The following is a 13257-nucleotide window of genomic DNA, read 5'->3' on the forward strand; positions in this document are numbered from 1 at the left end:
GTCTGGCAGGAGCTGTCCGCTCTCCGCCAAGGTCGCGCGGGCCGTTGCGGGAAGAGTCCGAGCACCTCGTGACGTGCGACGTCCGCACGCGACACCCCCGTCCCCCGTAACCGCTCTGTGCGCAAGCTGTGAGTCCCCGGTGCGTGGGACCGCCCGACCGGACGGCTCCCAGGCCCCGAGGCGCCTTTCGACACCCACGCCTACCCAGCATCGCGTCCGCGACACCGGCCGATTCGATCCGCCCCGCGCGCGCCGCGCCACAGCCGTCGGCCGCCACGGCGCCCCGGCCCCGGCAAAGGGCGGGGGCGGGCCCGTGAAGGCCCGTCCCCTGGACGGGTGCGGCCGGGGCCGGGTCAGGTCCGACCGGGGCCGCCACCGCCGAAGGATCCGCTGCTGCCCGGGTGCCAGCGCCGCCGGTGCTGGTCCTGGCTGCGGCGGGTTCCGGTGGCGTGCAGCTCATAGGGCATGAGCCGCTCCCCGTCGTCCACATGGAGCTCGTCGAGCTCCCGCATCTCCCTGATCTCGTGGACGGCGCCGGTGACCGGCAGGTGCGGCTGCTCCGCCTCGGTCGGCCGGTCCGGCTCGCGGCGCATCACACCGATACCCATGCCGACGGCCCACACCAAGGCGATCACGATGACGAGTCCACCGATGAAGGCGCCGAAGGTGGCCCACACATTGGGCGCCACGGCCAGTACGGCGTAGGAGGCTATGTCCATGTCTTCCACCCGCCTCACCAAGGAAAGCGAAGAGTGCCGGTGGCGCCGATGACGCCACCTGTGTCCCACATTGTCCCACCGTGCGAGTGCCCCGCAAAGTGCCCGCGACTCCCGGGGCGGCCGTCGCCCCGGTAGCCGCCGGTGACTCCGCCGTGGCCGCAGGTGCTGGAAAATGAACACATGGCCGGACTTCTCGACCGATGCCGGATCCTGATGTCCAGCGTCCACACCGGCCGTCGTCCGCTCCGGCACCGCGCGGACCCGGAGCCGGAGCGGGAACGGCGGGCTCGGACCGGCGACGCGCACGGACCTGCGCACGGGCCCGCGAAGCCGCGGCGCCCGGCGCCGGGCGTGCGCAGCTTCGCCGCGCAGGCGTTCGCCGTCCAGATGGTGATGCTGCTGGTGCTCATCATCGCCGCGGGCGCCGTCCTCGTGCTCGAGACCCGGAACAACAGCCTGGCGGACGCCCGGCACCGCACCCGCTCCGTGGCCGAGTCCTTCGCCAGTGCCCCCGGGACGGCGCAGGCCCTCGACAGCCGCAATCCGACGGCGATCCTCCAGCCACGCGCCGAGGAGACCCGGAAGCGGACGGGGGTGGCCTTCGTCGTCGTGTACCGGCCGGACGGGATCCGGCTCACGCACCCCGACCCGGCCCTGATCGGCAAGCACGTCATCGGCCCGTACAAGCAGGCGGCGGAGGGCAGGCCCTTCACGGAGGTCATCAACGCGAGCCGCGGCCCCGCGGTCGACTCGATCGTCCCCGTCTTCCGACCGGACGGCTCGGTCGCGGGCGTCGTGGACGTCGCGATCACGCTCGGGACGGTGAACGCGACGGTCCAGCGCCAGCTCCCGGTCCTGCTCGGTGGCGTCGGGGGCGCGCTCGTCCTGGCCACGTGCGGATCGGCGTGGGCGAGCAGGCGGCTGCGGCGGCAGACCCACGGTCTGGGCCACGTCGAGCTGACGCGGATGTACGAGCACCACGACGCCGTCCTGCACTCCGTGCGGGAGGGCGTCCTCGTCCTCTCGGGCGAGGGCCGGCTGCTCCTGGCCAACGACGAGGCGCGGCGGCTGCTGGACCTGCCGGCGGACGCGGAGGGACGCCGGATCGCCGATCTCGGCCTCGAACCGCGGGTGGCCGGGCTGCTGTCCTCCGGACGGGTGGCAAGCGACGAGGTGCTCCTCGCGGGAGACCGGCTGCTGATCGTCAACACCCGCCTCACGGACCTCGCCGGAGGCCCGGCCGGCAGTGTGACGACGCTGCGGGACACCACGGAGGTGCGCGCCCTCTCGGGCCGGGTCGAGGAGGCTCAGGAGCGTCTGCGGCTGCTGTACGACGCCGGTGTGCGGGTCGGCACCACGCTGGACGTCGTACGGACCGCCGAGGAACTGGCGGAGGTCGCCGTTCCCCGGTTCGCCGACCTGGTCACCGTCGAGCTCCTGGAGCCCGTCCTGCGCGGCGACGAGCCGACGGACACGGCGGACATGCGCCGCACGGTCATCCTCGGCGACAGCCTGGACCCGCCCGTCTTCCCCGTCGGCGGGCGGATCACCTGGATGCCCGGCACGCCGATGGCGGCGGCGCTGGAGACCGGTCACGCGGTGCTGGAGGCCGATCTGGGCGCCGCCCGCGACTGGCGGGTCCAGAGCCCGGAGACGACCGCGAGGATCCTCGACCACGGGATCCGCTCGCTCATCGCCGTGCCGATGCGGGCGCGGGGCGTCCTGCTGGGACTGGCCGACTTCTGGCGGACGGACCGGCGCAGCCCCTTCGAGGACGACGACCTCTCCCTCGCCGAGGAGCTGGTCGCGCGGGCGGCCGTGTCCGTCGACAACGCACGCCGCTACACCCACGCGCACGGCGTCGCCGTGAGCCTGCAACGCAGCCTGCTGCCCCGCGGGCGGCCCGAGCAGGACGCCATGGAGGTGTCCCACCGCTATCTGCCCGCGCAGGCCGGCGTGGGCGGGGACTGGTTCGACGTGATCCCGCTGCCGGGCGCGCGCGTGGCCCTCGTCGTCGGCGACGTCGTCGGACACGGTCTGCACGCCGCCGCCACCATGGGCCGCCTGCGCACCGCCGTGCTCAACTTCTCGTCCCTCGACCTGCCGCCCGACGAGATCCTGGTCCATCTCGACGAACTGGTCACCCGGATCGACCAGGACCGGGCGGCCGAGGCCGAGACCGACACGGTCACCGGGGCCACCTGCCTGTACGCGATCTACGACCCCGCCACCGGACGCTGCACCGTGGCGACCGCGGGTCACCCCGGGCCCGCGCTGGTACGTCCCGACGGCGCGGTGCTCTTCCCCGAGGTGCCCGCCTCCCCGCCCCTCGGTCTGGCGGCGGGCCTGCCCGTCGAGACCGCCGGGCTGGACCTGGCGGAGGGTTCGCTCCTGGTCCTCTACACCGACGGGCTGGTCGAGGACCGGGACAGGGACATCGGCACCGGCCTCGCCCTGCTGCGCGACACCCTGGCCGGCCGGCCCGACCGGAGCCCGGAGGAGACGTGCCGGGCGGTGATCGACACCGTGCTGCCACCGCGCCCCAGCGACGACGTGGCGCTGCTGGTGGCCCGCACCCGGCTGCTGGACCCGGCGGACGTCGTGGAGTGGGACGTGCCCCGCGACACCGCGTCCGTCGCCCCGGTGCGCGCGGCGTGCGCCCGGCAGCTGGACGCGTGGGGGCTGGAGGAGGTGGGCTTCGAAACCGAGCTGATGCTCAGCGAACTGGTCACCAACGCGATCCGCTACGGCAGCGAGCCGATCCACGTGCGGATGCTGCGCGACCGCGACCTCGTCTGCGAGGTCTCCGACGGCAGCAGCACCTCACCGCACCCGCGCCGGGCCGCCCTGACGGACGAGGGCGGACGCGGACTGTTCCTCGTGGCCCAGCTGGCCCGGCGGTGGGGGACCAGGTACACACCTCACGGCAAGGTCATCTGGACCGAACAGCCGTTGCACGGCGGGGCGGCGCGACCCGGCGGGGACCTGGGCGACCTGCTGCTCGACCAGTGGGACGACGAGGCGTTCTGACGGACGCACCGCCCGTGCTTCCGGACGCCGTCCGCGGGTTCCGGCGGACGCCGGGACCCGCGACCGCCGCCTCAGCCCTCGTCCGGGACCAGCCGCAGGGAGATCGAGTTGATGCAGTACCGCTGGTCGGTCGGGGTCGCGTACCCCTCGCCCTCGAAGACGTGCCCGAGGTGCGACCCGCAGCGCGCGCACCGCACCTCGGTGCGCACCATCCCGTGGGAGCGGTCCTCCAGCAGCTCCACGGCGTCCGTGTCCTTCGGGTCGTAGAAGGACGGCCAGCCGCAGTGGGACTCGAACTTGGTGCCGGAGGTGAACAGTTCCGCGCCGCAGGCCCGGCAGGAGTAGACACCCTTGGTCTTGGTGTCCGTGTACTCACCGGTGAAGGCGGGCTCCGTGCCGGCCTTGCGCAGCACGGCGAACTCGGCCGGGCTCAGCTCGGCCTGCCACTGCTCGTCCGGCTTCTCGACGTCGTACGGCATGGGTCTCGCGCCCCTCACTTCGACAGACGGTCCAGGATGCGCGGTCCGAGGTCGGTGACGTCGCCCGCGCCCATGGTGAGAACGAGATCGCCGGCCTTCGCCATTCCCGCGACCGCGTCGGGCACCTCGGCCTTGTCGTGGACGGCCGTCACGTCGGCTTCCGCCGCCCGTGCGGCGGCGATGATCAGCTCGCTGGTGACGCCGGGGATCGGGTCCTCGCGGGCCGGGTAGATGTCGAGGACGACGGAGGCGTCCGCGAGGGCCAGCGCCCGGCCCATCTCCTTGCCCAGCTCCTGGGTGCGGGAGAACAGGTGCGGCTGGAAGACGACCAGGATCCGGCCGTCGCCCGCGGCCGCGCGCATCGCCTCGAGGTCGGCGGTCATCTCGGTCGGGTGGTGGGCGTAGGAGTCGACGACCTGTACGCCGGCGGCCTCGCCCTTGAGCTGAAGGCGCCGCTTGACACCGGTGTACGCGGCCAGCGCGGAGGCGAGTTCGGCGGCCGGGACGCCCAGGGCGGCGCCCGCGGCCAGCGCGGCGACGGCGTTGTGCGCGTAGTGGCGGCCGGGCACGGAGACGGCGAAGGTGAGCTCGGTGCCGTCCAGCAGGACGGTGACCTCGCTCCTGAGGCCCTGCGGCACGACCGACAGGATCCGTACGTCGGCGTCCTCGGCCTCGCCGTACGTCACCGTCCGCACCGCACCGGACACACGCCGGGTCAGTTCCCGCGCGCCCGGGTGGTCGGCGGCGATCACCAAGGTGCCGCCGGGGACGATCCGGTCCACGAAGGTCTCGAAGGACTCGTAGATCTCGTCCATCGAGGCGTAGTTGGCGTGGTGGTCGAGCTCGACGTTGAGGACGATGGCGACCTCGGGCGCGTACTTGTGGAAGCTGCGGTCCGACTCGTCCGCCTCGGCGACGAAGATCTCGCCGTCGCCGTGCAGCGCGTTGGAGCCGGGAACGTCCAGGTCGCCGCCGATGGCGTACGACGGCCGCAGGCCCAGCTCGCCGAGGGACACGGCCAGCATCGAGGTGGTCGTCGTCTTGCCGTGGGTACCGGCGACCGCGATCGGGCGCAGACCCTCCATCAGGGCGGCCAGCGCGTCGGAGCGGTGGACCACCGGGATGCCGAGCTCGGCCGCGCGGGCCAGCTCCGGGTTGTCCTCGCGGATCGCCGAGGAGACGACGACGCAGCTGGCGTCGTCGGCGAGGTGCCCGGCCGCGTGCCCGATGTGCACGGTGGCGCCCAGCGCGCGCAGTGCCTGCGCGGTCTCCGACTCCTTGGCGTCGCTGCCCGCCACCTTGGCCCCGCGCTGGGCGAGGATCTTCGCGATGCCCGACATCCCGGCGCCGCCGATGCCGATGAAGTGCGGTCGGTCCATGGCGGTAGGAAGGCCGGGTGCCATGCGCTTTTCTCCCCAGGTGGTGCGGCTGCGGTACGACGGTGCGGGCGCCCCCGTGCGGGGGCGCCGCCCAAGCCTATGCCTTGCTGTGGGAGAAGAGCTTCAGGACCGGTACGCCCACCTTGTGGCGGGCCCGGGAGGCCCAGTCGCGGTGGAAGAACTCCTCCACGTAGTGCGGGTCGGTCAGGACGATCACCTCGTCGGCGCCGACCTCGGCGACCAGGGACTTCAGGGCGTCCAGCGGGTGGTCCTCGACGAGCCGGCCCTCGGCCCGGCTGCCCGCCGCGCGCAGCGCGAGGAGGGACACGTCCAGGGCCTGCTCCCCGGCGCCCTTCGCGGCCGCGCCCTCCGGGGTCTCGCCCTCGCGCGCCGCCTCGTCCAGTTCGCCGAGCGCGATGTCGTCGATGGCCCGCAGCAACCGGTCCGCCTGATCGCCGCGCGGCTGGAGCAGCACGTGGAAGAACACCGGCTCCTCGCCGTGCAAGGTGGTGACGAACTCCACGTCGGCGGACGTCAGGGCCTTCTCGATCATCAATACGCTTGTGAACACCAGGCGCCCTTTCTCCTCCGAGGGTCCCTGGACCCTCCGTCTCCCTCCACGGGCCGTAGCAGCCCCTGCGGAAACCATCCTGCCCCGTGACCGCACGGGTATCGCGGGATTTGGCGCACCCGGCGCACACGGATCGGAACAATTGGTTCCGCTTGCCCGGAGCGCGAACCCGGGTAACCCTGGGTAAGCGGACGGCGGGGCTCCGGTCAGGGGCGGCGGTACCTGCCGAACAGGAAGCCGTCGTCCTCCAGCAGGGACGCCAGAGTGAAGCGGCGCGGGACCGCGACGGAGGGGCCGCCCGCGATGCGCTGGGCGTCACCGGCGGTGAGCATCGGGGAGACCGTGAGGCACATTTCGTCGAGGACGCCGGACGCCACCACCTGACCGAGCAGGCGGGGGCCGCCCTCGGTCAGCAGGCGAGTGTGACCGAGTTCGGCCAGCGCCCGGACGGCGCGGGCGGGGTCGACGCCGGGGCCGTCACCGGCGATCACCACCCGGGCGCCCGCCCTCTCCGCGGCCGCGATCCGCTCGGGGGCCGCCGCCGCGCCCGTGAGGACCAGCGTGGGCACCAGCGGCGAGGTGAACAGCGGCAGCGAGAAGTCCAGCTCCAGGCTCGCCGTGACGACCGCGATCGCGGGCGCCGGCCCCTGCCCGGCCGCCTCGCGCAGCGCCGCGAACTCCGCCCGGGCCCGGGCCGGGCGGTACCCCTCCTGGCGCACCGTCTCCGCGCCGACCACCACCACGTCGGCCAGTGCCCGCAGGGTGCCGAAGATCCGCATGTCGGCGGCGCTGGAGATGGGCTGCGAACGGCCCTCGTGCTGGGCGGCCCCGTCGAGGGTGGCGACCATGTTGGCGCGCAGCCACGGTTCCCGGCCCGCCGCCCCGCCCTCGGGGTAGGCGTACGCGGCGGCCAGTTCGGCGAAGGTCCACTCCCGGTCCACGAGGGCGCCGGGCACGCTCGTATCACCGGCCCCGTGCGTCCCGCCCGGGGTCTGGGCTGCTGTTTCGTCGGTCACAGGGAACAGGCGTCGCATGACGTGCAGTGTTCCATGCCGCTTACCATGGGGAACCGTGTCGACCTCCACAGCCGCCTCCGGGCTCAGCTCCCTGACCGCCGCGGCCCCGCTGTCCCTGTGCGCGCGCGAGCCGCACGTCCCCGCGGCCCGGCTGGTCGCCGAGATGGTGCCGCCGCCACGCTTCGACTCGGTGCGCTTCGCGACGTACATCCCGGACCCGAAGCAGCCCAGCCAGAACGAGGCCGTCGAGGTGCTGGACGACTTCGCCGCCGGACTCGGCGGGGGACCCGCGACCGCCTCCGGCAGGCGCGGCCTGTTCGGCTTCGGCAGGGCCAAGAGCAAGACCCACACCAACGACAAGGCCAGGGCGAAGGGGAAGGGCAAGGCCGCCGGTGCCGGGCCCCGCGGTGTGTACCTCGACGGTGGTTACGGCGTCGGCAAGACCCACCTGCTGGCCTCCCTGTGGCACGCCACCCCGGCCGAGCCCGCCCGCAAGGCGTTCGGCACCTTCGTGGAGCTGACCAACCTGGTGGGCGCCCTCGGCTTCCAGAAGACCGTCGAGACCCTCTCCGGCCACCGCCTGCTGTGCATCGACGAGTTCGAACTGGACGACCCGGGCGACACCGTGCTCGTGTCCACCCTGCTCGGCAGGCTGGTCGACGAGGGCGTCGCGCTCGCCGCCACCTCCAACACGCTGCCGGGCAAGCTCGGCGAGGGCCGCTTCGCAGCCACGGACTTCCTGCGCGAGATCCAGGGCCTGTCCGCGCGCTTCCGCACGCTGCGCATCGACGGCGAGGACTACCGCCACCGCGGCCTGCCCGAGGCGCCGGCGCCTTACTCCGACGAGCAGGTGACGAAGGCGGCGTACGCCACCGAGAACGCCTCGCTCGACGACTTCCCGCACCTGCTGGACCACCTCGCCAAGGTGCACCCCAGCCGTTACGGCGCCCTGACCGACGGGTTGGCGGCCGTCTGCCTCACCGACGTGCGGCCGGTGCCGGACCAGTCGACGGCGCTGCGGCTCGTGGTGCTCGCGGACCGGCTCTACGACCGCGAGGTGCCCGTGCTGGCCTCCGGGCTGCCCTTCGACCGGCTGTTCAGCGAGGAGATGCTGAACGGCGGCTACCGCAAGAAGTACTTCCGCGCGATATCCCGCCTGACCGCTCTCGCCCGGGACGCCAAGGGGCTCGTCGAGACGTACTGACCGGGACAGCGCCCCGGCGGACGGCTTCCCGGGGGTTACCGTGTCTCCTGGCCGGCTCTTGATCGTTGGCCGGTCCGCGCGGAGACACGGAGTCACCCCATGCAGCCCCTGATCCACAACGCCCGTACGTTCGGACGGCGCCCCGAGGACTTCGCCCGGCTCGCCGAGGGCCAGTCCCCCGAGGTCCTGTTCATCACCTGCTCCGACTCCCGGGTCGTCCCGGCCCTGATCACCGGCGCCCGGCCCGGCGAGCTGTTCGAGCTGCGCACCGCGGGCAACATCGTGCCGCCGTACACCTCGGCGCGGCCCACCGCCGAGGCGGCCACCATCGAGTACGCGGTGGAGGTGCTGGGCGTCGGCGACATCGTCGTCTGCGGCCACTCCCACTGCGGTGCGGTCGGCGCCCTCGTCCGCGGGGACGACCTCGACGCCGTGCCCGCCGTACGGGACTGGCTGGCCCACGCGACGCCCCGGCCCACCGGGACCGCGGAGGACCCGGCCGTCGCCGAGGGCGTCCAGAGCCACGCGCTGACCCAGCTGCTGCGGCTGCGCTCGTACCCGTGCGTCGAGAAGCGGCTCGCGGACGGCCGGCTCAGCCTGCACGCCTGGTACTACGAGGTGCACACCGGCGCGGTGCTGGCGCACTGCCCGCGGACGGACGCCTTCACGGCCCTGTGACGGCCCCGGGACGGCCCTGTGGGCCGGGGCCGTCCCGCGGCTCGACCATGACCTCGGAGCGGGCATATCGTTGAAGCGGGCGCATAACGCGCATACCGGCGACCGGTCGAGGAGTCCTCGTCATGGTGCAGGAACTGGTGACCGCCGTGATCACCGCGGGCTGCGTGGGGTTCGTGTACCTCGCCGCGGCGATGCGGGTCGTCAAGCAGTACGAGCGCGGGGTGGTGTTCCGCCTCGGGCGGCAGACCGGTGAACCGCGGCCGCCGGGCCTGGCGGTGATCATCCCGTTCGTGGACCGGCTCTACAAGGTCAACATGCAGATCGTCACGCTGCCGATCCCGGCCCAGGAGGGCATCACCCGGGACAACGTGACGGTACGCGTGGACGCGGTCGTCTACTTCAAGGTGGTCGACGCCTCCAGCGCGCTCATCCGGGTGGAGGACTACAAGTTCGCGGTCTCGCAGATGGCGCAGACGTCCCTGCGCTCGATCATCGGCAAGAGCGACCTGGACGACCTGCTGTCCAACCGCGAGAAGCTCAACCAGGGTCTTGAGCTGATGATCGACAGCCCGGCCGTCGGGTGGGGCGTGCAGATCGACCGCGTGGAGATCAAGGACGTCTCCCTGCCGGACACGATGAAGCGGTCCATGGCCCGGCAGGCGGAGGCCGACCGGGACCGTCGGGCCCGCATCATCAACGCGGACGCGGAGTTCCAGGCGTCCAAGAAGCTGGCCGAGGCCGCCCAGCAGATGGCGGACACGCCCGCCGCGCTGCAACTGCGGCTGCTCCAGACGGTGACGGCGGTCGCCGCCGAGAAGAACTCCACCCTCGTCCTGCCCTTCCCGGTCGAGCTGCTGCGCTTCCTGGAGAAGGCCCAGCGGGAGCCGGAGCCGGAGTCGTACCAGAGCCTGGCCCGAAGCGCCGCACCGGCGGCTCCCGGCCCGCCCGAACAGTTGGTGGAGGGTGCGCGGGCATCCGCGGATCCCGCCGACCCCGCCCCCGAGGAGGCCCCGATCACGCCCGTGCGGAGCACCGCCGACGCGGTCACCCCCGACCCGGACGGCAGCGCGGCCCGCACCAGGACCTAGTGCTGTGACTGGAAAGGTTCACCGGCTCGCGACGCCCGGCACGGCACTCCCCCAGCCTTCGGCCGGGGGTACCCCCACGCCGCGTTGTCGCATCACCCGAGTACATCCAGTACGCGGGCGATACTCCTTGCGATGCTCCCCCACAGCCTGAACGGCGTGGGAGGTACCCCCAGCACCGGACGCCGCGAGCTTCCCGGCAAACCTTTCCGGCACAGCACCAGCCTCTCCCCCATCCCCCGGACGGCCTCGCGCGGTGGCGGCAGCGTAGGGCCGTCGTTAGCGTGCGAGGCATGCGCAGCCGGTTCGTGGGGGTTGTCCTGATCGCGACGCTGGGGGGCGTCGCGGGGTGCGGAGGTGGCGGGGGCGGCGTCGGCTCGGGGACCGCCACGCCGAGCGGCTCCGGCACCGCCTCACCCGGTACCGCGGCTCGGATCACCGTGTCGAGTCCGGCGTTCACCGACGGCGGCACCGTTCCCGGCCGCTACACGTGCAGCGGGGCGGACGTCTCGCCGCCGCTGGCGTTCTCCGGGGTTCCCGCGCGCACGGCGGGGCTGGCCCTGCTGGTGGAGGACCAGGACGCCCCGGGAGGCACGTTCACGCACTGGCTGGTCTGGAACATGGACCCGCACACCACGAGCCTGCCGACGGGCGCGACCCCGCCGGGAGCCGCCCAGGGACGCAACGACTTCTTGAAGACGGGCTACAGCGGCCCCTGCCCGCCCCCGGGCAAACCCCACCGCTACGTCTTCACCGTGTACGCCGCCGACCGCCGCCTCGCCCTGAGGCCCGGCGCCACGGCCGCCGACATCCGGCGCGCGCTGAGCGGCCACACCCTGGCCTCCGGCACCCTCACCGCCCGCTACGGCCGCTGAGCCGGGACCGCGGCGCCCGGCCACCGGCCGGGTGACCGCACCGCAGTGCCGCCGTTCTCGTGATCGGATAAGGTCGTATGTTCATCGCGTGATCACACTTGTACGGCGCATCACCGCCGTCTTCGCTCTCAGCGCTGCCCTGGCCGCCTGCGGCGGCGGCACCGAAGCGTCCCGCGCCGATCTGACGGCCCCCTCCACGTCCGCGTCCGCGTCGGCCTCCCCCTCCGCTCCGGCCAGGCCCTCGCCCTCCCGGCCGCCGACCCTCACCCCGGGACCCGGTGGTCTGACCCCCGTCTTCAGCAACGGCCCCCGCACCAAGGGGAAGACGGTCGCCCTCACCTTCGACGCCGACATGACCGCCGACGAGGGACCGCGCGCGGCGGCGGGCGAGCACTTCGACAACCCGGGGCTCATCGCCACCCTGCGCGCCCTGAAGGCGCCGGCCACGGTGTTCATGACGGGCCGCTGGGCCGAGCAGTACCCCGACCAGGCCCGCTCCATCGGCAGCGACCCCCTGTTCGAGCTCGCCAACCACTCCTACAGCCACTACGCGTTCACCGCGAACTGCTACGGCCTGCCCACCGTGCCCGCCGACCGGATGCGGTCGGACGTGGAGGGCGCGTACGAGGCCTTCCGCAAGGCGGGCGTGCCGCACGCGATGCCGTACTTCCGCTTCCCCGGCGGCTGCTACGACCAGCAGGCCCTGCGGGCGCTCAGCGGTCTCGGCGTCACCGCGGTGCAGTGGGACGTGGTGAGCGGAGACGCGTTCGCAACGGACGCGGACGCCGTGGTCCGGCAGGTCCTGGGCGGGGTCAAGCCGGGCTCGGTCGTCGTCCTGCACTGCACCCGCAGCGCCGCCCCCACCACCGAGCGCGTGGTGCGCGCCGTCGTACCGGAGCTGCGCAAGAGGGGCTACCGCCTGGTGAAGGTCTCCGACCTGATCGGTGCCACGACCGACCGCGCCTGACGGGCCGGCCGGCGTTCGGGGGATCACCGCGGGCCGGTGGTCGGGGGGCCACCCGCGGGCCGGCGGGCTCCGGCGGCCGGTCACCCGGCTGGCAGACTGGACGCCGTGAGCATCGACGAGAGCACCACCGCCACCGCCCCGCAGGACAGCCCGTTCCGGTCCGAGCCCGGCGTACGCGACCAGGCGCGGCAGTTCGTGCTGCCGCTGGTGGTGCGGATCGAGCGGGCCGCTCCCCCGGCCCGTACGGACGCCCTGGAGACCGCGGCCCGAGCGGTCCTGGTGCTGCTCGCCGACGAACGCTCGACCGATGACGGGGAGTGGGCGCGGGCCGTGCGGGACTGGCAGGACGCCCGGATCCGCAAGGTGGTGCGGCGGGCGCGCGGCGCCGAGTGGCGGCGGGCCGAGGCGCTGCCCGGCATCACCGTGACCGGGAGGACCGCGCAGGTACGGGTCTTCCCGCCCGTGCCGCTGGACGGCTGGCCCAAGGACCTGGCGAGGCTTCAGGTCTCCGGCACCGAACTGGACGACCCGGAGCCGCCCGCCGCGCCGGACCCGGCCGTCCCGGTGCTGTGGATGAGCCCCGGCCTGGACATGTCCGCGGGCAAGGCGATGGCCCAGGCGGGTCACGGCGCCCAGCTCGCCTGGTGGGAACTGTCCGAGGAGCAGCGCACGGCCTGGCGTGAAGCCGGCTTCCCGCTCACCGTCCGCACCGCCGCCCCCGCCCACTGGCGGGACCTCACCTCCGGCGGGCTGCCGGTGGTGCGCGACGCCGGCTTCACGGAGATCGCCCCCGGCTCCTGCACGGTCGTCGCCGACCACCCCGCGCTGCGCCCGGTCTAGTGCCCCAACAGGCAACGGTCGCCCCGTCGCGACGCCCGGCACGCTCCCCCGAGCTCTTCGAGCAGGGGGACCCCCACTCGCCGCACCGGCCGAAAGCCCAAGTACGTCCAGTACGAGGACTTCCGGCCGGCACACCGAGAGCACGCACCGGACGCCGCTCCTTCACGGGCAAACGTTGCCTGCCGGGGCACTAGGGCGTGTGCCGAGTTGAGATCACGGGTTTGGCTGTTTCGCTGTCCCGGCCGGGCCGGGACGGTAGACAGGCGGGATGACCCGGGGTGATCTCACGGACGACGAGTGGACTGTGTTCGAACCGCTACTACCGCTGGGCGAGCGCGGTCCCATTCCCGACCTGCGCAGGCTCGTCAACGGTGTGATGTGGCGGTTCCGTACGGGCAGTCCGTGGCGGGACAT

The 13257-nt window shown here is 73.3% G+C and carries 13 protein-coding genes; 8 read left to right on the forward strand and 5 right to left on the reverse strand.

Annotated features, from left to right (window positions below; genetic code table 11):
* Positions 1-353: 353 nt before the first annotated feature.
* On the reverse strand, positions 354-719 hold the full coding sequence (locus tag ABZ818_RS08885; protein WP_361412436.1) for a DUF6479 family protein: 366 nt from the start codon (positions 717-719) through the stop codon (positions 354-356).
* Positions 720-1106: 387 nt separating this feature from the next.
* Here ABZ818_RS08885 and ABZ818_RS08890 point away from each other — a divergent pair, with 387 nt between their 5' ends.
* A complete protein-coding gene (locus tag ABZ818_RS08890) occupies positions 1107-3749 on the forward strand; it encodes a SpoIIE family protein phosphatase (RefSeq protein ID WP_361412480.1) in 2643 nt (880 codons plus the stop codon).
* Positions 3750-3820: 71 nt separating this feature from the next.
* Here the strand turns inward: ABZ818_RS08890 and msrB are convergent, their stop codons facing one another.
* The 4 genes from msrB to ABZ818_RS08910 form a co-directional block, all read right to left on the reverse strand.
* Positions 3821-4228 (reverse strand): peptide-methionine (R)-S-oxide reductase MsrB, encoded by a 408-nt coding sequence (gene msrB / locus ABZ818_RS08895; RefSeq protein WP_361412438.1) that lies wholly within the window; start codon positions 4226-4228, stop codon positions 3821-3823.
* Positions 4229-4242: 14 nt separating this feature from the next.
* Entirely contained in the window at positions 4243-5631 is a 1389-nt protein-coding gene (gene murC, locus ABZ818_RS08900) for a UDP-N-acetylmuramate--L-alanine ligase (protein WP_361412440.1), read from the reverse strand.
* A gap of 73 nt (positions 5632-5704) precedes the next feature.
* The gene (locus tag ABZ818_RS08905; protein WP_361412442.1) at positions 5705-6178 is read right to left on the reverse strand and encodes an indole-3-glycerol phosphate synthase; all 474 of its coding nucleotides are present in this window, start codon (positions 6176-6178) and stop codon (positions 5705-5707) included.
* Between the two features lie 206 nt (positions 6179-6384).
* On the reverse strand, positions 6385-7212 hold the full coding sequence (locus ABZ818_RS08910; RefSeq protein ID WP_361412444.1) for a pyrimidine reductase family protein: 828 nt from the start codon (positions 7210-7212) through the stop codon (positions 6385-6387).
* Between the two features lie 37 nt (positions 7213-7249).
* On the opposite strand from ABZ818_RS08910, the gene zapE reads away from it, so the two are divergent.
* The 7 genes from zapE to ABZ818_RS08945 form a co-directional block, all read left to right on the forward strand.
* Positions 7250-8398, forward strand: a complete 1149-nt coding sequence (gene zapE / locus ABZ818_RS08915) for a cell division protein ZapE (RefSeq protein WP_361412446.1) — start codon at positions 7250-7252, stop codon at positions 8396-8398.
* Between the two features lie 99 nt (positions 8399-8497).
* Positions 8498-9076 carry a carbonic anhydrase gene (locus tag ABZ818_RS08920; protein WP_361412448.1) on the forward strand — a complete coding sequence of 193 codons (579 nt, stop codon included), beginning with the start codon at positions 8498-8500 and terminating at the stop codon, positions 9074-9076.
* 122 nt (positions 9077-9198) lie between these two features.
* Positions 9199-10164, forward strand: coding sequence for a slipin family protein (locus ABZ818_RS08925; RefSeq protein ID WP_361412450.1), 966 nt, complete (start codon positions 9199-9201; stop codon positions 10162-10164).
* Positions 10165-10454: 290 nt separating this feature from the next.
* A complete protein-coding gene (locus ABZ818_RS08930) occupies positions 10455-11036 on the forward strand; it encodes a YbhB/YbcL family Raf kinase inhibitor-like protein (protein WP_361412452.1) in 582 nt (193 codons plus the stop codon).
* An 88-nt stretch (positions 11037-11124) separates the two neighbouring features.
* Entirely contained in the window at positions 11125-12003 is an 879-nt protein-coding gene (locus ABZ818_RS08935; RefSeq protein ID WP_361412454.1) for a polysaccharide deacetylase family protein, read from the forward strand.
* 96 nt (positions 12004-12099) lie between these two features.
* The gene (locus tag ABZ818_RS08940) at positions 12100-12843 is read left to right on the forward strand and encodes a peptidyl-tRNA hydrolase (RefSeq protein ID WP_361412482.1); all 744 of its coding nucleotides are present in this window, start codon (positions 12100-12102) and stop codon (positions 12841-12843) included.
* Positions 12844-13111: 268 nt separating this feature from the next.
* Positions 13112-13257 (forward strand): transposase (locus ABZ818_RS08945; protein WP_361412483.1); only part of this gene is annotated, 146 nt, incomplete at its 3' end.

The sequence above is a fragment of the Streptomyces sp. NPDC047453 genome (genome assembly GCF_040643155.1).
Classification (GTDB): Bacteria; Actinomycetota; Actinomycetes; order Streptomycetales; family Streptomycetaceae; genus Streptomyces.